The organism is Halopseudomonas sp. T1L2, assembly GCF_055397385.1.
In genome coordinates this window covers 1,119,538-1,140,921 of record NZ_AP040865.1, presented here as the reverse complement: position 1 = coordinate 1,140,921, position 21,384 = coordinate 1,119,538, and the positions used below count along the sequence as shown (strand labels likewise).

16 protein-coding genes and 3 tRNA genes are annotated in these 21,384 nt (G+C 59.2%); 12 read left to right on the top strand and 7 right to left on the bottom strand.

All coding sequences use genetic code 11. The features are described 5' to 3' along the window. Nucleotides 1-169: 169 nt before the first annotated feature. A complete protein-coding gene (locus tag ACZ5WQ_RS05355) occupies nucleotides 170-2,473 on the bottom strand; it encodes an ATP-dependent DNA helicase (protein ID WP_464383307.1) in 2,304 nt (767 codons plus the stop codon). Then, nucleotides 2,470-4,110, bottom strand: coding sequence for a VRR-NUC domain-containing protein (locus ACZ5WQ_RS05350; protein WP_464383306.1), 1,641 nt, complete (start codon nucleotides 4,108-4,110; stop codon nucleotides 2,470-2,472). Before ACZ5WQ_RS05350 ends, ACZ5WQ_RS05355 begins: the two co-directional genes overlap by 4 nt. A gap of 188 nt (nucleotides 4,111-4,298) precedes the next feature. Between ACZ5WQ_RS05350 and ACZ5WQ_RS05345 the strand changes: the two genes are divergently transcribed. Further along, the gene (locus ACZ5WQ_RS05345) at nucleotides 4,299-5,603 is read left to right on the top strand and encodes a serine hydrolase domain-containing protein (RefSeq protein ID WP_464383305.1); all 1,305 of its coding nucleotides are present in this window, start codon (nucleotides 4,299-4,301) and stop codon (nucleotides 5,601-5,603) included. 140 nt (nucleotides 5,604-5,743) lie between these two features. Here the strand turns inward: ACZ5WQ_RS05345 and ACZ5WQ_RS05340 are convergent, their stop codons facing one another. Next, nucleotides 5,744-6,421 (bottom strand): DUF4197 domain-containing protein, encoded by a 678-nt coding sequence (locus tag ACZ5WQ_RS05340; protein WP_269687318.1) that lies wholly within the window; start codon nucleotides 6,419-6,421, stop codon nucleotides 5,744-5,746. Between the two features lie 295 nt (nucleotides 6,422-6,716). Here ACZ5WQ_RS05340 and ACZ5WQ_RS05335 point away from each other — a divergent pair, with 295 nt between their 5' ends. Together ACZ5WQ_RS05335 and ACZ5WQ_RS05330 are read left to right on the top strand one after the other, a co-directional pair. Continuing rightward, a complete protein-coding gene (locus ACZ5WQ_RS05335; RefSeq protein ID WP_088274190.1) occupies nucleotides 6,717-6,983 on the top strand; it encodes a DUF4212 domain-containing protein in 267 nt (88 codons plus the stop codon). A gap of 16 nt (nucleotides 6,984-6,999) precedes the next feature. Beyond that, nucleotides 7,000-8,766: a sodium:solute symporter family protein gene (locus tag ACZ5WQ_RS05330; RefSeq protein ID WP_233049695.1), complete on the top strand. Its 1,767-nt coding sequence runs from the start codon at nucleotides 7,000-7,002 to the stop codon at nucleotides 8,764-8,766. A 60-nt stretch (nucleotides 8,767-8,826) separates the two neighbouring features. On the opposite strand, the gene ACZ5WQ_RS05325 is transcribed toward ACZ5WQ_RS05330, so the two are convergent. The 3 genes from ACZ5WQ_RS05325 to ACZ5WQ_RS05315 all read right to left on the bottom strand — a co-directional run bounded on the left by ACZ5WQ_RS05325 (nucleotide 8,827) and on the right by ACZ5WQ_RS05315 (nucleotide 12,837). Continuing rightward, a complete protein-coding gene (locus ACZ5WQ_RS05325; protein ID WP_338213264.1) occupies nucleotides 8,827-10,071 on the bottom strand; it encodes an OmpP1/FadL family transporter in 1,245 nt (414 codons plus the stop codon). A 124-nt stretch (nucleotides 10,072-10,195) separates the two neighbouring features. Further along, nucleotides 10,196-10,906: a 3'-5' exonuclease gene (locus tag ACZ5WQ_RS05320; RefSeq protein ID WP_228244864.1), complete on the bottom strand. Its 711-nt coding sequence runs from the start codon at nucleotides 10,904-10,906 to the stop codon at nucleotides 10,196-10,198. Continuing rightward, complete coding sequence (locus tag ACZ5WQ_RS05315) at nucleotides 10,903-12,837, bottom strand: DUF294 nucleotidyltransferase-like domain-containing protein (protein WP_464383304.1); 1,935 nt, start codon at nucleotides 12,835-12,837, stop codon at nucleotides 10,903-10,905. The genes ACZ5WQ_RS05320 and ACZ5WQ_RS05315 overlap by 4 nt, the downstream gene beginning before the upstream one ends. A 294-nt stretch (nucleotides 12,838-13,131) precedes the next feature. Here ACZ5WQ_RS05315 and gacA point away from each other — a divergent pair, with 294 nt between their 5' ends. The 7 genes from gacA to ACZ5WQ_RS05280 all read left to right on the top strand — a co-directional run bounded on the left by gacA (nucleotide 13,132) and on the right by ACZ5WQ_RS05280 (nucleotide 17,237). After that, entirely contained in the window at nucleotides 13,132-13,776 is a 645-nt protein-coding gene (gacA, locus tag ACZ5WQ_RS05310; RefSeq protein WP_228244866.1) for a response regulator transcription factor GacA, read from the top strand. After that, nucleotides 13,773-15,605, top strand: coding sequence for an excinuclease ABC subunit UvrC (uvrC, locus tag ACZ5WQ_RS05305; RefSeq protein ID WP_464383303.1), 1,833 nt, complete (start codon nucleotides 13,773-13,775; stop codon nucleotides 15,603-15,605). The genes gacA and uvrC overlap by 4 nt, the downstream gene beginning before the upstream one ends. A 30-nt stretch (nucleotides 15,606-15,635) precedes the next feature. Beyond that, the gene (gene pgsA / locus ACZ5WQ_RS05300) at nucleotides 15,636-16,205 is read left to right on the top strand and encodes a CDP-diacylglycerol--glycerol-3-phosphate 3-phosphatidyltransferase (protein WP_464383302.1); all 570 of its coding nucleotides are present in this window, start codon (nucleotides 15,636-15,638) and stop codon (nucleotides 16,203-16,205) included. Nucleotides 16,206-16,427: 222 nt separating this feature from the next. Further along, nucleotides 16,428-16,503: transfer RNA gene (locus ACZ5WQ_RS05295), tRNA-Gly, on the top strand. A 47-nt stretch (nucleotides 16,504-16,550) separates the two neighbouring features. After that, nucleotides 16,551-16,624, top strand: a tRNA-Cys gene (locus ACZ5WQ_RS05290). A gap of 11 nt (nucleotides 16,625-16,635) precedes the next feature. Next, nucleotides 16,636-16,722 (top strand) — tRNA-Leu (locus ACZ5WQ_RS05285). A gap of 341 nt (nucleotides 16,723-17,063) precedes the next feature. Next, entirely contained in the window at nucleotides 17,064-17,237 is a 174-nt protein-coding gene (locus ACZ5WQ_RS05280; RefSeq protein ID WP_233049688.1) for a hypothetical protein, read from the top strand. Here the strand turns inward: ACZ5WQ_RS05280 and ACZ5WQ_RS05275 are convergent. After that, entirely contained in the window at nucleotides 17,234-18,394 is a 1,161-nt protein-coding gene (locus ACZ5WQ_RS05275; RefSeq protein ID WP_464383301.1) for a sensor domain-containing diguanylate cyclase, read from the bottom strand. The two genes, ACZ5WQ_RS05280 and ACZ5WQ_RS05275, sit on opposite strands and share 4 nt — an antisense overlap. A gap of 172 nt (nucleotides 18,395-18,566) precedes the next feature. Between ACZ5WQ_RS05275 and ACZ5WQ_RS05270 the strand changes: the two genes are divergently transcribed. Both ACZ5WQ_RS05270 and gorA read left to right on the top strand, forming a co-directional pair. Next, nucleotides 18,567-19,937: a UDP-glucose dehydrogenase family protein gene (locus tag ACZ5WQ_RS05270; protein ID WP_464383300.1), complete on the top strand. Its 1,371-nt coding sequence runs from the start codon at nucleotides 18,567-18,569 to the stop codon at nucleotides 19,935-19,937. Between the two features lie 61 nt (nucleotides 19,938-19,998). After that, nucleotides 19,999-21,363: a glutathione-disulfide reductase gene (gorA, locus tag ACZ5WQ_RS05265; RefSeq protein WP_269687326.1), complete on the top strand. Its 1,365-nt coding sequence runs from the start codon at nucleotides 19,999-20,001 to the stop codon at nucleotides 21,361-21,363. The last annotated feature ends 21 nt before the right edge of the window (nucleotides 21,364-21,384 follow it).

Sequence of the window (21,384 nt, the reverse complement as noted above, 5' to 3'; positions counted from 1 at the left end):
AATTGCAACTTTTACACCTCTGCGGCTGCCTCGGTTACCTTGCATCTGTGTCGCGTTCAATCCGCTACGTTGGTGGCAATGGCATGACAGTGCGGGCGAATTAAAGGGGGAATGATGGCCTGATATTTCTTCCGTATTTAAATTTAAATCAATTAATTAGAGGTTTTTTCTAACTCATCTTGTTCAATGTGAGGCTGCGGGTGCCGATCCTCCACCAGCGCGGCAGCAGCTCGCGCACCGTACGCTGGCCGAAGCGGTCGTCGAGCAGATAGACCACGCCCTGATCCTCCGTTGTACGAATGACTCGTCCGGCCGCCTGCACTACCTTTTGTAGCCCTGGATACAGGTAGGCGTATTCGTATCCGCTGCCAGCGCTGCCGTTGAACATGACCTCCAGCCGCTCGCGCATTTCTTCGTTGACCGGGTTGATCTGCGGTAGCCCGAGGGTCGCGATAAAGGCGCCGATCAAACGACGCCCCGGCAGGTCGATGCCCTCGCCAAAGGCCCCGCCGAGCACGGCGAAGCCGATGCCTTGGCCGTGCTCATGGAAACGCGCCAGGAAGGCGCTGCGCTCCCCCTCATTCATACTGCGCGACTGAGTCCAGACCGGGATATCCGGGTACAGGTGCTGGAACTTCTCCACGACCTGTTCGAGGTAGGCGTAGCTGCTGAAGAAGGCCAGATAGTTGCCGGGCTGGCGGGCAAACTGCTCGGCCATCAGTTCGCTGATCGGTTGCAGGCTGGCAGTGCGGTGCTGATAGCGGGTAGACAGGTTGCGGATGACCGAGACGCTGAGCTGATCGGCATGGAACGGCGACTCGACTTCAAGCCACTGGCTGTCCTCGGGCAGCCCGAGCAGATCCCGGTAGTAATGGGCCGGGCTCAGGGTCGCAGAAAACAGCGTGGTGCTATGGGCGGTGGTGAAGCGCTGCTGCAGGAACGGAGCCGGCACCATGTTGCGCAGACACAGGGTCGACAGGGTGCGGCGGCCACTGGCGCCGGCATGGCGGGTGATGTCGAACAGTGAGTGCGGACCGTAGGCTTCGGCCAGACGACAGAACAGCATGGCGTCGAAGTAGAACAGAATCAGCGCGTTGGCATTGCCATCGGGCTGGTCTGTCAGATGTTCGGTAATGGCGCTGACGGCTTTCTGCAGGCTGAGAATGAACAGGTCGGCAATCGCCGGGTAGATCTGATAGTCCTCGGTCTGATCGCGGTGCAATGCATTCCAGTGCCGGGCGACCCGGTCCAGCGGTGCTTTCAGCGTCGCCGGGGCCTGTTTACGCAGGGTGTTGAATACGCCCTGATCCAGTTCAGCGGTATACATGCCGCGGGCCCGATCAATCAGGTTGTGGGCTTCATCGACCAGTACGGTGACGCGCCAGTCATTGAGGACTGTCAGCCCGTAGAGCAGGGCGGTCATGTCGAAATAGTAGTTGTAGTCGCCTACCACCAGATCAGACCAGCGGCACAGCTCCTGGCTGAGGTAGTAGGGGCAGATACGGTGTTTCATGGCGATGCGGCGCACGGCGGTCTGATCGAGCCAGTGTTCGGCAACGGCCTCGGCACGGGCGGCCGGCAAGCGGTCGTAGAAGCCTTCGGCGAGCGGGCAGGATTCTCCGTGGCAGGCCTTGTCCGGGTGCTCGCAGGCCTTGTCGCGGGCGATGTGCTCCAGTACGCGCAGGTTCAGTGGTGTCTCGCTGTGCGCGCGCAGGCTTTGCAGGGCGTCTAGCGCGAGCTGACGACCGGGCGTCTTGGCAGTGAGAAAAAACAGCCGATCCACCTGCTGTTCCGGCATCGCCTTGAGCTGCGGGAACAGGGTGCCGAGTGTCTTGCCGATGCCGGTGGTAGCCTGGGTCATCAGCGTCTTGCCGTCACGCGCCGCGCGGTAAACCGCCTTGGCCAGTTGGCGCTGGCCGGCACGGAAACTGGGGTAGGGGAAGGTCAGTTGCTGCAGCTGCTGGTCGCGGGCACCACGGTGATGGGTTTCCTGCCGGGCCCAGGCGATGAAGCGGTCGCACTGCTGGGCGAAGAACTGGCGTAGCGCGTCGGCGGCAAACGTCTCACGAAAGACGGTTTCCTTTTGGGTGACCACGTTGAAGTAAACCACCGCCAGATCGACCTCTTCCAATTCCAGCTCGGCACACAGTAGCCAGCCGTAGACCTTGGCCTGCGCCCAGTGCAGCACCCGATGGTTGTCCGGGATGCGGCTGATGTCGCCGCGGTGGGTCTTGATCTCTTCCAGCAGATTTTGCTCGGGGTCATAGCCGTCGGCCCGTCCTGCTACCAGCAAGCCGGGATAGCTGCCTGCGAGCGTCAGCTCGCTGAGGTAGCCTGCGCCGCGGCGTGAGACCACGGTCTGGTGTCCGGCGATGCCTTCCTGCGCGGTGGGCGCAGGGGTAAAGCGCAGGTCCAGGTCGCCCTGTTTGGCGGTAAATTCGCACAGCGCGCGCACGGCAACTTGGTAGCTCACGGCGTCTCCCACTGCACATGTACTACCTCAACCGGCATCGCGTGCTCGGCACAGAACGCCAGCCAGCGGCGCTGGTTGTCTTGCAGGCGATCGCCGGGCCCTTTGACCTCGACCATGCAATAGCGCTGCTCGGCGGGCCAGAACTGGATCAGGTCGGGCATGCCGGCGCGGTTGACGCGGATGTCTCTGAGCATGCGTTCACACCAGAGCCGCAGGTGGCGGGCAGGGATGCACTGCAAAGCCAGTTCCAGCAGTGTCTCATCGAGCAGCCCCCAGAACACAAAGGGCGACTGCAGCCCCTGTTTCTGCTGCCAGATGCCGCGAATATGCTCGCGGTAACTGCCATCGTCCAGCCGGGCCAGCGCGGCATCGAACAGCGCGGCGCGACGGTCGGCAAAGTCGGCGTCGTACAGATCGGCTGGCCCGCTCTGGAACGGGTGGAAGAAGGCGCCGGGCAGGGGCGCAAAAATCGCCTCCCAGCAGAGCAGGCCAAACAGACTGCCGATCAACGCATTCTCGACGTAGAACACCGGTGCATCCGGCGCAGCCAGATGGGCGGCAACAGCCAGCTCAACACCCTGCGGGTCCGGCCCCGGCAGTATCAGTTGCGTGGTTTTCGTTTCGGGCTCCGGCACGGGCTTGGGCACCGGTTGCTGGAGTTTGCGCCCCAGCCGCTTCAGTGCCCGCTCGACCAACTGCTGCTCGCTCGCAGTGTGCGGCGCCGCGTGAGCCGTGGTTGCCAGCGCGTAGGCCTGTTTGTATTGCTCCAGCCGTTCGTGCAGCCTGATTGCCCGCTGGCGTGCCTCGCTGTGGCTGCACTGGAGGTAGAGTGCCAGCGCCTGCTCCAGTTGCTGCTCGCGTTCCAACTGCTGGCCAAGCTGAAAGCGCAAACGCTGATGCCGGCGTTCGATCCAGGGGTTGCTGGTAGTGAAATGCGAGAGCTGGTCGACAATCGTCATGGCGTCGCCGCCGGCCTCAAGCTCCTCCCGGCAGCGCCTGAGATAGAGGTACTGGTCAACATCGCCTGGCTGATGAAAACTGCGCGAATGGGCCGGAAACGGCACCGACTCGTACTGCTGGAGGCCGAGTTCGGTCAGCACGAACTCGCTCCAGTCCTGCGCCAGATTGCCGAAAAACAGCAACCTTAAACGGTCGCACAGATCGCTGATCTGCAGGCTCAAGACATTGTCTGTCGGGATGCCTGGCCAGGCGTGCCAGGGCCTTGGTGCGTGATTGCCGGCCAGCAATGCATCGATCAGCGTCTGCTTGCCCAGCTTGCCGGCCTGTTCAACCCCCAGATCCAGTGACGCTAATTCCGTCTTGAGCAGCAGCCTGGCGAGGCTGGATACATCGATGGGGTCTTCAGCGGACAACCAGCTCAGCTCCAGCAGAGGCTGCGCCGCGGACTCAATATCGCCGATCTCGTCATAGCACAGCCGGCTGACCCGGAAATGATCGCCCTTGCGCATGATCAAGCGCACCAGCAGCGCCCGTGAGCGCTCGGGCAGAGTCGGAAAATGCTGAACAAACCGGCGCTCCTGCTCATTCAGCAGATCGTCATAGCGCGCACCCACCCACTCCAGAACAAATTCGAAGTTGCGCAGGTAGTAGAAGTCGGTCGCGAGCAAAGCGGGCATGGCTTGAATTGGATACTGGTTGAATGTCCAGCATTGTGCGCATCTGCGTGGGTGAATTCAAGTCACACTGGCCGCCAACGTTCAATGTCTGAATGATGGAACATAGTGTTCAGCAGGGGATGCTTGCTGCACTGACACCGACCTCCTAACGTGAGGGGCTGCTCAAACAACAAAAACAGGACAGCCCAATGACACACTTTCATGGTTTTCAACCGGGTATGGGGCGTCGCCTGCATGCCGCTGCCGATGTGGCACCCGATCTCCCCGCTCCGGATACCGTTCGCTATGAGCTGCTGGGTTTCATGGAGGGCTTTCCGCCGGCCCCCGAGAAGCTGGTTACCCGCGAAAACTACCTGGTCGAGTACCCGAAGCTGCGCTGGGCGTTCCAGCATATGCGCGAGCTTGTGCCCTCACGTCAGATCAGGCGTGGCAGTGGTGCTACCAGTGAGTTGCCTCGCGGTGCCGATCTGACCGCTCAGATCGACGCGCTCAGTATCACATTGAATGACGGCAGCGAAATCGACTTTAGCGAGTTTCTTTCGTGCAGCTATGCGGACGCCTGCATCATTCTGCACCGCGGCAAGGTGATCTATGAGCAGTATCCCAATCAGCCCGATCCGCTCAGCCCGCACATGCTCTGGTCGGTGACCAAGTCGTTCACCGGTCTGGTGGCGGCGATGCTGATCGCCGAGGACGTTATGGATCCGAACGCCCAGGTGACTGACCTGATTCCTGAACTGGCCAGTTCCGGTTGGCGTGGTGCCAGCGTTCAGCAGGTGCTGGATATGACAGCGGACATCAAGTACTCCGAGGTCTACGCTGACGGCACCTCGGATGTGAAGTACTACGGCCTGGCCGCGGGCATTACCCAGTCACCGCAATGGACCGGGCCAACCCGTCTCTATGATTACCTGCCGACCATCGGTGCAGCCCGCGAGCACGGCCGTTATTTCGCGTATCGCACGGTTCACACCGAGGTTCTGGGCTGGCTGATTCGCCGCGCCAGCGGCAAGGATGTGGCGACCCATATTGGTGAGCGCATCTGGAGCAAACTGGGGGCAGAGGAGGACGCGCTGTTGCTGCTCGACCCGACGGGTACCGAGTGGGCTGGTGCGGGGCTGAATGCGACTTTGCGAGATCTCGCCCGGTTCGGCGAGATGATGCGCAACGGCGGAAAGTGGAACGGCCAGCAGATCATTCCCGCCGCAATCATTGAGGATTTGCAGCGCGGCGCCGATCGTAAAGCCTTTGCCGATTTCGGCCGGCGTGGCATGAACGGCTATTCCTATCACAACCAGTGGTGGATCAGTCACAACGCCGATGGCGTGTATGAAGCCATGGGGGTGCATGGGCAACTGATACATATCAATCCAGCGGTTGAGCTGACCGTTGTTCGGACCGCCTCACACCCGATTGCCAGTAATGAGTTCACTTACGAAATGACCACTGCTGCGATGCAGCGGTTGGCAGGCCATCTTGGTGGCCGGGTCTGATATTGAACGGAGCTTTTACGGTCTGCGTATCCATTATCGGGTAGGGCATTGCCGGCAGCAGATTCGTCAAGCTGAAGGCCATGTGCGTGATTACCGAATAGGACAAGCGGCAATCGGGTATGACGCCCGGCTGCCGCGCATTACAGAGCGCCGAATACCTTGCGTGCCATGCTGGTGGCTGCCGCTGCCGGGTTGCTGCGAATAGTTGCTTCCTGTTGGGCAATCATCTCGAACAGGCCGTCCAGCGCCTTTTCGGTGACGTAGGTCTCGACGCTGGTCGCGTTGGCGTCGACAACGCCAAACCCTGCTGCCTGAGAGGCAAATGCGTTGTATTGCTGGGCTACGCCAACCTGGTCGGTGGCCTGCTTTACCACCGGAAGGAACAGGGCGCGAATTTCTTCCCGGCTGCTGCGTTCGAGATACTGGGTTGCCGAGTCGTTACCGCCGGTGAGGACACTCTTGGCGTCTGTCAGGCTCATCCGGCTGATGGCGTTAACCAGAATGGATTGCGCCTGGGGCACCGCGGCCTCTGCGGCCTGATTCATGCTGTTTTCCAGCGCGATGATCTGGTTCCCCATTCCCATCATTTTCAGCGTGCGTGCAGCGCTACCCAACTTGCCGGGCAGTTCGATGCGCACATCCGGGTTGTTGCTGAACCCGCCGGGCTTGCCAAGTTCGCTGACGGCCAGCTGCGCGCCTTGGGTCAGCGCCTCCTTCATGGCGGTTGCGGTGTCCTGTTGGGTAAGGTCGGACAGCGACAACGCCATGGCCTGAGCCGAAAGAAACAGGCTGGTGAGCAACAAAGCAACGTGTTTCATGGCTGTCTCCGCTCCAGTGGTGTTCCTTCACTCTAGACGATGTCTGCCAGTGTGGGCGTTTTCCGTGTATTCAAGGCTTACTGCCCAGGGCGTGTCTTTAGTCTAATAAGTTGGTCATTTTTATTTCTTTATTTATTAAATACAATAAAAATCAGTGCTTTATATTTATAAGTTTATGTGTTTTCAAGGTTTTGTTTTGCGATCCTGAACGTCCGTTCTACCAAAGTCTTACTCTTCACCAGCGCATCCCGGTGCTACCGTTACTGGCGTAATAACAACAACAATGGAGACGCTAATGTCCATGTCAAAAGAAGAGGCAGCGCGCGGTTACTGGCGTGAAAACCTCAAACTCATGCTGACCCTGCTGGTCGTCTGGTTTGTGGTTTCCTTCGGTGCCGGCGTGCTGTTCGTAGACCAGCTCAACGCCATCCAGTTCTTCGGCTTCCCGCTGGGGTTCTGGTTTGCCCAGCAGGGTTCCATCTACGCCTTCGTGGTGCTCATCTTCGTGTACGTCTGGAAGATGAACCAGCTCGATCGCAAGTACGACTTCCACGAAGAATAAGAACAGGATCCCTGCGATGGATACCCAAACTCTGATCTATCTGTTCGTCGGCGCGACCTTCGCGCTGTATATCGCCATTGCCATCTGGTCTCGTGCGGGCAGCACCAGCGAGTACTATGTGGCGAGCAAGGGCGTGCACCCGATTGCCAACGGTATGGCTACCGGGGCTGACTGGATGTCTGCGGCATCCTTCATCTCCATGGCCGGTATCATTTCCTTCACCGGCTTCGATGGCTCGGTCTACCTGATGGGCTGGACCGGTGGCTATGTGCTGCTGGCTATGTGTCTGGCACCCTACCTGCGCAAGTTCGGCAAGTTTACCGTGCCGGAGTTTGTTGGCGAGCGGTACTACTCACAAACCGCGCGGGTGGTGGCGGTGATCTGTGTGATCTTCATTTCCTTTACCTACGTGGCAGGCCAGATGCGCGGTGTTGGCATCGTGTTCTCCCGTTACCTGGAAGTGGATATCAACACCGGCGTCGTGATCGGCATGGCCATCGTGTTCTTCTACGCCGTTCTCGGCGGCATGAAGGGCATCACCTATACCCAGGTGGCGCAATACTGCGTGATGATCTTCGCCTACATGGTTCCCGCCATTTACATCTCCATGCTGATTACCGGCAACCCGATCCCGCAACTGGGCTTTGGCAGCGAGGTTACCGGAACCGGGCAATCGGTACTGGAACGCCTGAACGGTCTGGGCGCTGAGCTGGGTTTTGGGGCATACACTGACGGGTCCAAGTCGACCATTGACGTGTTCTTCATCACCATGGCGCTGATGGTTGGTACTGCCGGTCTGCCCCACGTTATCGTTCGTTTCTTCACCACACCGACCGTGCGTGATGCCCGTAAATCGGCCGGTTACGCTCTGTTGTTCATCGCGATTCTCTACACCACTGCGCCGGCGGTTGCTGCGTTTGCTCGCACCAATCTGCTGACCTCGGTGCCGAACGTCGCTTACGAACAGGTGCCGACCTGGCTCAAGACCTGGGAAAATGCCGGTCTGATCGCGTGGCAGGACAAGAACAACGATGGCGTGATTCAGTACGGCCCGGGCGCGCCGTTCGTTGGTGCGCCGAAGTTTACTGATGAGCGTGGTGCCAACGGTGAGCGTCTGATCAGCAACGAGCCGACTGCTGCTGCCACCGAGCTGTACGTGGACCGCGACATCATGGTTCTGGCCAACCCGGAAATTGCCGATCTGCCCGGTTGGGTGGTTGCGCTGATTGCTGCGGGTGGTCTGGCTGCGGCGCTGTCTACTGCAGCAGGTCTGCTGCTGGTGATTTCAACCTCGGTCTCCCATGACCTGCTCAAGAGCAACATGGCGCCAAACATTACCGAGAAGCAGGAGCTGCTTGCTGCCCGGGTTGCGGCGGGTGTTGCCATCGCCATTGCCGGTCTGTTCGGGATCTACCCACCGGCCTTCGTGGCGCAGGTGGTCGCCTTCGCGTTCGGCCTGGCGGCGGCCTCGTTCTTCCCGGTCATCGTCATGGGTATTTTCTCGAAGAAGATGAACAAGGAAGGCGCTATCGCGGGGATGATTGTCGGTCTGACCTTCACCTTCAGCTATATCGTCTACTACAAGTTCATCAACCCGACTGCGACCGCAGACGACTGGTGGTTCGGTATTTCTCCGGAAGGTATCGGTACCCTGGGTATGATCTTCAACTTCGTCGCTGCAGTACTGGTTGCATCCGTAACCAAGGCGCCGCCGGAGAAGATCCAGCACCTGATCGAGGATATTCGTATCCCGCGTGGAGCAGGCGCTGCGGTTGATCACTGATCAGCAGCACTGAAACAAAAACGCCCCGCATGATGCGGGGCGTTTTTTATTGCCTGTCGATCAGAAGCGCCAGGTGGCCTGAGTTGCCAGGCCGTGTGCCTGGTTGCGGAACTCGGCGGTGTAGTCCGCGGTGTTGATCTCACCCTTGGCTTCACGCAGGTAGGAGTACGCGATATCCAGCGTCAGGTCTGATGTAACATCCCAGCCGGCGCCTACCGAGAAGACCTTGCGGTCCGATACCGGGATACGCACGGTGCGGTGGGTGTCGTTGGTTGGTGACGGATCGGACGTGAAGCCGGCACGCAGAACCCATTGCGGGTTCAGTTGGTAGGATGCACCAACCGCCCAGGAGACGATGTCGTCCCACTTCATTTGTTCTTCAATGCTGCCGAAGTTAGGCTGGTAGGGTGCCAGCAAACCGCTGTTCTCAACCACGATCTTGTCCAGACGGCTCCAGCGGGTCCAGGTGCTGCCGGCGTAAACGGTCCAACGGTCATCCAGTTCCCAGGTGATGGAGGTGTCGATCGATTCGGGCATGGTGATGTCCAGCGCGGCGTCGTAGCTGCCGTCAGGCCCGATTTGCGGGTTGAAGCCGCTGAACCGAGTGCGGCCTTCGAGGCCGAAGTCGATGGCCGAGTGGTAAGTCAGGCCCCAGCGCACCTGATCGGTAACCTGCACCAGCACCCCAGCGTTGAAGCCGTAGCCGGTGTCATCACCCTTGATGTTGACTTTGGCATCGCTGCCCAGCGCCGCAAGCGGTTGGCTGGTCAATTTGCCACTGATACGGTTGATGGTCGGGCCAAAGCCGACGGATACACGGTCGTTGACCTGGTAGCTCAGAGTGGGCTGCAGGGTAACGACCTGAACCATGCTATACAGACCATGCGAGCGTCCCTGGAAGCCTTTCTCATAATCGCTGATCACGCCGAAGGGGGCGTAAACGCCGATGCCGGCGTGCCAGTGGTCGTTCAGCGGGGTTACCAGGTAGGCGAACGGAATGGTTGCCGTCGGAACCATGTCGCCCTTATTGGTGCCCGAGGCGAAACCCTGAGCGTCATCAATATCGGTAGAAGCGAAAATGGTAGCAAAGCCACCACTGACCTCGGTTCTGTCCAGCCTGGACATGCCGGCCGGGTTACCAAACAGGGTGCTGGCGTCTTCGGCGGCGGATGAGCGTCCTGCAAATCCAGTTCCCATGCCGCTGGCGCTTTGTTCGTTGATGCTCAGGCCATTGGCGCTGACGCTGCTGGCGGCGAGGGTGACGGCCAAGGCAACAGATGACTTCAGCCAGGCGTGTCTGTTCATGGAATGCTCCGGATAGGGATGGGTGATTCGGTGAGGGCGCGCACGCTATCAAGAATCAGTGCCATTTGCCAGAGCTGCTTGTCGATAAAAGCGGTTTTGGTGGCGCAAAATACCGGTTGTCGCGCTACATCGCGCCGATTCGAGCCTGTCGCAAGCGGCGCCAGTGACGCAGGCGGGAATCCAGGTCTGCCAGGGTTTCAAGTTTTTCCCGGCGTGCCAGTGACAACAGAATCAGCATCAACTCGGCCGTTGCCAGTGCATCAGCAGCAGCATGATGACGTTGCTGATTGACGACCTTGAAGTGCTGTTGCCACTCGTCGAGGCTTTGCCTGCGCCCCCCGGCAGGGCAGAGCATGGGGGCCAGCTCGGCAACATCAACAAAGCGGTGTCGCAACCGGTGGCCCAGCTCGTCACGCAGGCCGCGCTGCAGCATGCGATGGTCGAAGGCGGCATGGAAGGCCACGAAGATGCAGGTGCCGGCAAAGTCCATGAAGTCTAGCAGGGCGTCAGCAGGCGCTACGCCGTCTGCCACCGCACTGGGGGCGATGCCGTGAATCAGTACCGACTCGGTAACACGGTGGTTTTCCTGGTAGAGGGTGCATTCGTACTGGCTGCCCAGGTCAATCAGGCCATGTTCGATCACCACTGCGCCGACCGACAGAATACGGTCGCGGTTGACGTTCAGCCCGCTGGTCTCCAGATCCACCACCACAAAGCGACAATCATCCAGCGGGGTATCATCCAGTGGTTGCGGGGCAGGCAGTGCGTCGAGCCGCTGCTGCTGTGCTGGCGATAGCCCGCGGCGGCGAATGCCCAGCCAGGAGAGAGGGTTCACAGGTTATACCTCAAGGCCAGACTGGCCTGCAGCCGCTTGGCCTGGCGGAACGATTCACGAAGAATGCGACGGTCGAGCTGGTTGAGCGTGTCCGGGTCCAGCCGGTTGCTGAATGTCTTGCCATCGCGTTCCTGCTGCTGGTGCTGCTGCATCCGTATCAACTGAATGAACTGATAGCCCTCGATATAGGCGTCGGCATCCTGGGGGTCGAGCACCCTGCGTTCGCGCAGTTGCTGCAGGCGCTCAAGGGTGTTTGTGACGCTGATACCATTGGCCAGTGCCAGCAGTCGGGCGCCATCCACAAAGGGACTCAACCCCTGCACCTTGGTATCCAGCGTGTCTTTCTCGGCGCCGCTGCGCGCCACTACAAAGTCACGCAGGCGGCCAATAGGTGGCCGGTTGAGCAGGGCGTTTTGCGCCATCTGCTGTTGGAACAGCGTGTTGCCGCCGATCTGGCGCAAGACTTCGGCAAAGAGCTGTTCCGGGCCGCGTTTATCGCCCCATACGACCCGGAAATCGAAATAAATCGAAGAGCTAAGGAGGTTGGCCGGCGTGGTGCTGCGTACCAGACGTGAAAACTTGTCCCGCCATTCCTGGGCGGACAGACACAGCTCCGGATTGCTGGCCATGATGTTGCCCTTGCACAGGGTAAAGCCGCATTCGGCGAGTGCATTATTGATATGGCGGGCCAGCGGCAGCAGACGTTCGCGGTGCGCATCGGCCTCTGCGCCTGATGCTGCGCTGAACAGCATGCCGTTATCCTGATCGGTATGCAGGGTCTGCTCCTGGCGTCCTTCGCTGCCAAAGCACAGCCAACTGAACGGGATGCCCGGATCGCCGTGTTCCTCCAGGCTGAGTTCGATGACACGACACACCGTGTGATCGTTGAACAGGGTGATGATGCGGGTGATCTGCCCGGAGGATGCGCCGTGTGCCAGCATGCTGTCGACCAACTGGTGAATGTCGCTGCGCAAGTCACGCAGCCGCTGGATGCTTTCGGCCTGACGCAGCGTGCGGGCCAGGTGCACCAGGTTGACCCGTTGCAGCGAAAACAGGTCTCTCTCGGAAACGACGCCAACCAGCTTGCCATTATCGACCAGGCAGATGTGCGCGATATGCCGTCGGGTCATCGCGATGGCTGCATCGAACGCGCTGGCAGAGGAGGCCAGGGCGGTTGGACGCGGGGTCATCACGGTCGCGATGCTGTTGCTCAGGTCGGCCGCATCATTGGCGATCAGCGCCCGCAGATCACGCAGGGTGAAAATACCCGCCGGCGTCTGCTGCGGATCAATGATGACGATACTGCCGACGCCGGCTTCATGCATCTGCTTGACCGCATTGCGGATACTGGTTTCCGGTGAGCAGCAGACGGGTTCGCGCCCAACCAGACTGTCCAGCCTGGTGTCCAGGGAGTAATGCGCGCCGAGGGTTTCACTCGCCTGTTTCTGGGCCTGCTGATTCACATGTTCAAGCAGGCTGCTGACACCGCGCAGGGCGAAGTCCCTGAACGGCATTGACTGGCTGAACAGGGTAACGAAGTCGTCACGGTTGATCGTCAGACAGAAACTGTCCTCTGCGGCGCGATGGAGGGTGCGCGTAGCCCGCTCCCCCAGAAGGGCTGCCAGTGGAAAGCACTCGCCGGTACCGATTTCAAATGTGGTATCGGGCTCGTCGTTGCCGGAGATTACGCGTTCACCGCGAATCAAACCCTGCTTGACGATGAAGAAGTGTTGAACGGGGCCATCCTGGGGCTGGAGAATGGGGTCGCCAGCGGCAAAAAAACGCAGCTGGGCGTGCTCCACCAGCCAAGCCAGATGACCCTGCTCCATCAGATTAAAGGGCGGGTAGCCAAGCAGAAAGCCGATGATGCCCTGAATGTTCTGCATGACCGCTGTTTTGCCGGCCTGGGTAAACTTGTCGTTTTGGTTCATGGGCTATGCGCCTGTTGTTTGCAGCCAGTGTTGCGTGCAGTACCCATAACGTCCATCAGACCATGGTAGCTGAGTCATTGGACAGGTACCGGCAGTTCGCGCAGCTGGACAAGTGATTTCATCTGGCTGGTCGTTTTGGTATCGTTGCGCCTAAAACACGCTGATCATTGCCTGACAGAGCATTTCCCTGTCGGGCAGGATGGTGCGGTCGCCCATTATAGTAAGGCTGCGTGTCGGGATGCTGCCTCCGCTCCCGGTGGGATAGCTCGGTTCGGTTTGTTCAAGGGGTAGGACTTGATCAAGGTACTGGTAGTCGATGACCACGACCTGGTGCGCACAGGCATCAGTCGCATGCTGAGCGATGTCCCGGGCCTGTCTGTCATAGGCGAGGCCGATAGCGGAGAGACTGCCGTGGTTCGCGCCCGCGAGCTTAAGCCTGACGTCATTCTGATGGACGTGCGCATGCCGGGTATCGGTGGCCTTGAAGCTACCCGCAAGCTGGTCCAGCATGACAAGCACATAAAGGTGATTGCCGTAACCGTTTGCGACGAAGAGCCCTTTCCGACGCGTCTGATGCAGGCTGGGGCAGCAGGTTACGTTACCAAGGGGGCAGCGCTGGACGAAATGGTGACGGCAATACGCCAGGTTCACGCCGGACTGCGCTACATCAGCCCCGATATTGCGCAACAACTTGCCCTGAAGCAGTTCAACCCGGGCGGCAATTCGCCCTTTGATTGCCTTTCCGAGCGCGAGATCCAGATCGCCTTGATGATTGTCAATTGCGAGAAGGTGCAAAGCATTTCCGACAAGCTGTGCCTCAGTCCGAAAACCGTCAACACCTATCGCTATCGCATTTTCGAGAAGCTGGGCATCACCAGTGATGTCGAGCTGACCCTGCTGGCGGTGCGCCACGGCATGGTTGATCCGTCCCGACAGTGAGCAGCTCACCCGTATTCGATGCCAAGGCCTTTCTGGCCTCGGCCAGCAGCAAGCCCGGCGTGTATCGCATGTTCGATGCCGACGGCGAACTTCTGTATGTCGGCAAGGCCGGCAATCTGAAAAAGCGCCTGTCCAGCTATTTTCGCAAGACCGGGCTCAGCCCCAAGACCGAAGCGCTGGTCGCCCGCATTCAGCAGATCGATACCACGATCACAGGTAATGAAACCGAAGCGCTGTTGCTGGAACAGAGCCTGATCAAGGCTAACCGTCCGCCTTACAATATTCTGCTGCGGGACGACAAATCCTACCCTTACGTGTTTCTCTCCAGTAACGATGACTTCCCTCGGCTGGGCCTGCACCGTGGCAGCAAGCGCGCCAAGGGCCGTTATTTCGGCCCGTATCCGAGCGCCGGTGCCATTCGCGAGAGCCTAAACCTGCTGCAAAAAACCTTTCTTGTGCGTCAATGCGAGGACAGTTATTACCGTAACCGCACGCGGCCCTGCCTGCAGTATCAGATCAAACGTTGCAAGGCACCGTGCGTTGGGCTGGTCGATGCGGCGGAGTATGCCGAGGACGTGCGCCATTCGGTCATGTTTCTGGAAGGACGCAGCAACGCGCTCAACGACGAGCTGACCGCGGCGATGGAGAAGGCAGCCACCGCACTGGATTTTGAGCGGGCCGCTGAATTGCGTGACCAGATCGCCTTGCTGCGCCGGGTGCAGGATCAGCAGAGCATCGACACCGAGCAGGGGAGCGCCGATATTGTTGCCGCAGCGGTCGCCCCGGGGGGCGCCTGTGTGCACGTCATCATGGTGCGAAACGGTCGAGTGCTTGGCAGCAAGAACCACTTCCCGCGGGTACCGATCGAGCAGCAGCCTGGTGAGGTGATCGCCGCGTTTTTGCCGCAGTATTACCTGGGCAGTGCCGAGCGCGAGGTGCCGGCGGAAATTATCGTTAACGCCGAGCACGAGGACTTTGCTGTCATTACCCGTGCGTTGAGCGAGGCGCGCGGCTTCAACGTCAGCATCAGTCCGCGGGTACGTGGTACTCGGCGACGTTGGCAGGAGTTGGCAAGCAGTAATGCCGAGCAGTCACTGGCCAGCCTCCTGAGCAACCGTCAGCATGTCCAGCAGCGATTTGAAGCCTTGCAGCAGGCGCTGCAGCTTGACGACATGCCGACGCGGCTGGAGTGCTACGACATCAGCCACTCCAGCGGAGAGGCGACGGTCGCTTCCTGTGTGGTGTTTGGGCCCGAGGGGCCGATCAAGAGCGACTACCGCCGCTTCAATATCGAAGGTGTTACCGCAGGCGACGACTATGCGGCAATGCATCAGGCTCTGATGCGCCGTTTCTCGCGGATCAAGGACGGTGAGGGCAAGATGCCGGATATCCTGCTGGTCGATGGCGGCAAGGGCCAGATGAACATGGCGCGTGATGTGCTGCAGGAGCTGGCTATCCATGATCTGACGCTGGTTGGCGTTGCCAAGGGTGTAACGCGCAAGGCAGGCATGGAAACCCTGTTCCTCAACACCCCGGACAATGAACTGGTATTGCCCGGTCACTCGCCTGCGCTGCACCTGATCCAGCATATTCGTGACGAGGCGCACCGTTTTGCGATCACTGGCCACCGCCAACGGCGGGGTAAGGCCAGAACCAGTTCCAGTCTTGAAGGTATCGCGGGCGTCGGCCCCAAGCGCAGACGAGAGCTGCTTAAACATTTCGGCGGTCTTCAGGAGTTGAAGCGCGCCAGCGCAGCCGAAATTGCCAAAGTACCGGGGATCAGTAAAAAACTCGCAGAACAGATTTATGCTGTTCTGCATAGCGATTAGAATGGCCTTTCGTCCAAGGCTGCGGAACCCATGAACATTCCAAATATCCTGACCCTGCTCCGGGTCGCGCTGATACCCATTTTTATCCTGCTGTTTTACATGCCGTTTCACTGGAGCTACCTGGCGGCAGCACTGGTCTTTACCATGGCCAGCGTGACCGATTGGCTGGATGGCTATCTCGCGCGAAAACTGCAGCAAAGCACACCATTTGGGGCTTTTCTGGACCCGGTTGCTGACAAGCTCATGGTAGTTATCGCGTTGGTCCTGCTGGTTCAGCACCATGCCAACTTCTGGGTTACCGCTCCGGCCGCCATCATCATCGGTCGTGAACTGGTGATTTCTGCATTGCGTGAGTGGATGGCGGAAATGGGCGCGCGAGCCCATGTCGCGGTGTCCAAGCTCGGGAAGTACAAAACAGCGCTGCAGATGGTGGCGCTGGTTGTGTTGCTGGCCAACCCCCCGGAGCTTAGGCTGTGGGTTATTGTGGGCTACATATTGCTGGCGATGTCGGCGGTGCTGACCTTGTGGTCCATGGTGGTCTATCTGATCGCGGCATGGCCCCATCTGCGCCCGGACAGTGATCAAAATTCCTCCAAATAACTTTTTTTGAATCAATAACTTGACAGGCCGGCGCAGATGGATAGAATGAGCGCCGTCCGATGCAGTGAGCAGTCTGGCAACCTCAGACAGCAAGCGTTAAGGCATTGCAAGGCATTTAGCGGGATCAGCTCAGATGTTAGGGCACGACCTTCCGAGGGCGGGGCGGGGCGCGTAGCTTCGCGAGGTCTCGCGACCAGATGGTCAAGTAGTAAAGGTTTTTAAGCGGGAATAGCTCAGTTGGTAGAGCACGACCTTGCCAAGGTCGGGGTCGCGAGTTCGAGTCTCGTTTCCCGCTCCAGTTTTTGTTGCGCTGACGTCATCCACAGCGCAGCTTATCTCTTTTGAGGCCGGGTGGCAGAGTGGTCATGCAGCGGATTGCAAATCCGTGTACGCCGGTTCGATTCCGACCTCGGCCTCCAACTTTTCTTTCGCCCGGATGGCGAAATTGGTAGACGCAAGGGACTTAAAATCCCTCGACCTTTAGGTCGTGCCGGTTCGACCCCGGCTCCGGGCACCAGTTTCCATGCGGGCTTGTATGATACGTAAAAGCCTCTTCTGATCTGCAAGCCGGTTGCGGTCCTTGATGGTTTGTCCTCCTTGTCTGTTCTCGCTATTGCGCCCCTTTGTCGATTCGTTTGCGTGAGTGTTCATCTGCGCATGTTCGAGTTAATCGGTCATTTGCACGCTAGCCACTCTGCTTTACCCCCGTTGCCAAGGCCTTTCTCAGCGCATTGCGTTTCACGCTTTGCGCTCTCCGCAAGATTGCGCTTGCACAACCTCCTGTGAGCTGATGTGAATCAGGATTGCCAGGGTTTGTCCTGCGATATACTTCCAACAAATCAACGCAGGAGAGCGTGCATGAGCGGTGAACAGTTCTGGGTCACGGTAGCCATCTTTACGTTGGGGGTCCTGCTTATCGGTGGCGGCTTCTCTCGCTCACAAACGCCGACCGGCATGGCGTTGATCTGGGGTGGTGCGCTCTGCATGCTGGCTCTGGTTTTCTACTATATTCCCCGAAGCGTTGCGCTCTAATCGGTCGCAGGGATCTGCAAGCGCATTTCCCCGCTATAGGCAACCACTCGGTTACGCCCGCTTTTTTTGGCCTGATAGAGTGCGATATCTGCGCACCTGAGCAATTTGTCTGCATCCTCAGCCTGCTCGGGAAAGCTCGCGACACCGGCGGACAAGGTTGCGCTGATCTGCTGGCCTTGCCACCGAGCGCCGGCGTCGGAAAACCCTCTGGCATATTCCTCGGCACGAGCTGCTGCGGTGGCACAGTCGGTGTCCGGCAGTGCAATTAAAAATTCCTCCCCGCCAAACCGGCAAATAATGTCACTGCCGCGAGAGTTGCGTTTGAGCAGGTCAGCCAGTGATATCAGTAGTTGATCGCCAGCCTGGTGACCGTAGGTGTCGTTGACTGATTTGAAGTGATCGATGTCGATCAGACTTAGTGCCAGGGAGGTTCCGTGGCGTCTGCAGTAGCTCAACTCTCTTGCAATGGTGACGTCGAAGTAGCGGCGGTTGTATGTGCCGGTGAGCGGGTCCCGGTCGGCGAGCTCGCGCAGCTGGTTCTGCAACTCGGTGTTCTCCTGCAGTTGCTGCTGGAGTGCCCGGTTGACCTGCTGCAACGTCTCCTGGCTTTCGTGCAGTTGATCGCGTGCTTCGCGGATGCGCTGATTTCGCGTAAATGCCACGTTACCGACCATCATCAGATAAAGACTCAGACCGGTGATGCAGAGGAGGTTGGATATCCAGTTGCTGTACAGCGTGAGGTGCAAAGGCTGCAGCCAGGCCGAGAAGGCGATACCGCAAGCTAGCGCGAAGAGCGACTGCAATAGCCCTCTGGGCCCGCGAAACACCATAAGGTTAATGGTGACGCCCATTAGCATGGTGTAGCTCAGCCACAGGGGGAAGCCAAGCCAGCCTATCCAGACTCCAAACAGCACAGAATCACATAACAGACTATTCAGCTCTGTTGCCAGGGGAGCGTCAGAGCGCCTTGCTCGCAGGTACATCAGGTGTGGATACAGCAGGAACTGGAGAGCAAGCAGTGTCCAGGCGAGCCATCCATGCTCAAGCCCTGCAAAGTGAACTCCGATGGCCGCGAACAGCAGTGCGAACGAGCCGGTACGATTGCGGTAATTGAGTTGCACGATCCAGTGCGAATTTTCCGGCGTAGTGCCTTTCATGGGGTCTGCCGCTGGTGGAGTGTCCTGCACCGATTGTAGCCTGCGCGTTGCCATGGGGGTAGGGCGTGTCGTGGTAACAATGCTGGCACGTCATCAAGGCTTAACCTTGGAGTAATCCGTCTGTCACGCCGTCATGGCGCAATCCTCGTTGCACATCATTGAGGAGACGGGCATGCAGATCACGGTTATTGGATGCGGCTATGTTGGTTTGGTGACGGCTGCCTGTTTTGCCGAAATGGGTAATCGGGTTGCGTGCGTGGATGCTGATGAGGAGCGTATTGCGGCGCTTCAGCGTGGAGTATCACCGATCTACGAACCCGGAATAGAAGGGTTGCTGCAGACCAATCAGCGTGCGGGACGGCTGACGTTTCACCCTCAACTGGGCCCAGGGCTCAGCCACAGTGACGTTGTCTTCATTGCGGTTGGCACACCTCCGGCGCTGGACGGCTCTGCCGACATATCCCAAATTCTTGGGGTGGCAGCGCAGCTCGGGGCGCTCCTGGACAGCCCGTCCATCGTTGTCTGCAAATCAACGGCGCCGGTTGGCACGGCCTGCCGGGTGCAAGCGATTCTAGACCAGCTTTGCCAGCGCCGAGGGTTGGGCTGGCAGCATCGTGTGGTGAGTAATCCGGAGTTTCTCAAGGAGGGGGCCGCCATCGACGACTTCATGCGTCCTGACCGGATTATCCTCGGTACCGAGGATGCCGGCGCCGAGCGAACCATGCGCCAACTGTATGAGCCGTTTGTCCGCAACCATGACCGCATTCTTTGCATGCCGCGGCGTGCGGCGGAAATGACCAAGTACGTGGCCAATACCTTCCTGGCGACCAAGATTTCGTTTATCAATGAAGTGGCCAGCCTGTGCGAGCTGCTTGGTGTCGACGTAGAGGAGGTGCGCAAGGGGATTGGTGCTGATCCGCGTATCGGCCACCATTTCATTTATGCCGGTTGTGGCTATGGCGGATCGTGCTTCCCGAAGGACATCCGCGCGCTGCTGCACATGGCGCGGGAGCATGATACGGAGTTGCCGATTCTGACCGCTGTTGAACAGCGAAACCAGGCGCAGAAGGGCTGGCCGCTGCGCATGTTGCGCAAGGTCTATGGTGAGCGTTTGACCGGTTGTACCGTCGCTGTTTGGGGGCTGTCGTTCAAACCTGGCACTGATGATATTCGCGATGCGCCCAGTCGCGAGTTGATTGATGAGTTGCTGGCCGCCGGTACGATGGTGAAGGCGTTTGATCCGGTAGCCGGTGACAACATCGCCCGAGCCTATCCGGCAGCTATTGCAAGGGGTCAGCTGCAATTGTTCTCCGACCCCTATGTCGCGCTAAACCAAGCTGATGCGTTGGCGCTGTTGACCGAGTGGAAGCAGTTTCGGCAGCCGGATTTCGCACTCATGGCCCAACTCATGCGTGCACCTGTCATCATTGATGGCCGAAACCAGTACGATCCGGCAGTGGTCGGAGCGCACGGCTTTCGTCATCTTGGTGTCGGCCGCTTGCCGGTGGACGCGCCTGCGCCACTGCTGCGCAAGGTAGTCTGAGCCAATGCCTGTTTTGGGGTATGCTTGAGCAATTACTCAAGTCCAGGCAGGAATACAGCCCATGTCCCAGTATGATTTTGATCTCTTCGTTATTGGCGCCGGCTCCGGCGGTGTGCGTGCCAGTCGAATGGCAGCAGGATTCGGAGCCAGGGTGGCTGTAGCCGAGGATCGCTATCTGGGCGGGACCTGCGTCAACGTAGGCTGCGTGCCGAAGAAGCTGTTTTCCTATGCGGCACATTTTGCCGAGGACATTGCCGACGCGGCCGGGTATGGCTGGGATGTTGCTGCCCCCGGTTTCGATTGGCCGCGTCTGGTCGCCAACAAGAATGCCGAGATCAGTCGGTTGAACGGCATCTACCGCAACCTGTTGCTATCCGCTGGCGTGCAGTTGATTGAAGGACGGGCAAGATTCATCGACTCGCATCACGTAGAGGTAGATGGTCGGCGTTACAGTGCCGAGCGTGTTCTGATTGCAACAGGAGGGTGGCCGCACGTGCCGGACTTCCCGGGCAACGAGCACGTTATCAGTTCCAACGAGGTGTTCTTCCTCGATGAGCTGCCAAAACGGGTGCTGGTCGTTGGGGGTGGCTATATTGCCATCGAGTTTGCCGGCATTTTCCATGGTCTTGGTTGCGAAACTACCCAGCTCTATCGTGGGGAGCTGTTCCTGCGCGGCTTTGATCGCAGCGTGCGGGAACACATGGCCTCTGTGCTCGCCGAGAAGGGAGTCAGGCTGCGGTTCAACGGCGACGTCGCCCGCATTGAGCGTAATGCTGATCAGTCACTGAGCGTGACCCTCGCCAGTGGTGAGCAGATGGAAACGGATCTGGTGCTCTATGCCACGGGGCGGCGCGCGCACACCGATGATCTGGGGCTGGAGCACACGGGTGTTGAGCTGGACGATAAAGGCAACATTCGGGTGGATGAGCACTACCAGACTACCGACCCGGCGGTGCTGGCGATTGGGGATGTGACCGGCACCGTGCAGTTAACACCGGTGGCGTTGGCGGAAGGCATGGCGCTGGCGCGTCGGTTGTATCGGCCGGAGGAGTATGTACCGGTTGACTATAACGACATTCCGACTGCGGTGTTCTGCATTCCCAATATCGCGACGCTTGGTCTATCGGAAGAGCAAGCCCGTGCCGATGGGCATCGTCTGCGTATCTATGAAAGCCGTTTTCGTGCCATGCGCAACACTCTGGCTGGCCGCAGCGAGCAGAGTCTGATGAAACTGGTGGTCGACAAGGACACCGATCGGGTGCTCGGGGTGCATATGGTCGGGCCCGAGGCGGGCGAGATCGTGCAGGGGCTGGCGGTCGCGATCAAGGCAGGCGCAACCAAGGCGGTGTTCGATGCCACGCTGGGTATTCATCCCACAGCAGCCGAGGAGTTTGTGACCATGAGAACTCCCAGTCGAGAGGATTGATCAGGGCCACTTCGGAGTGCT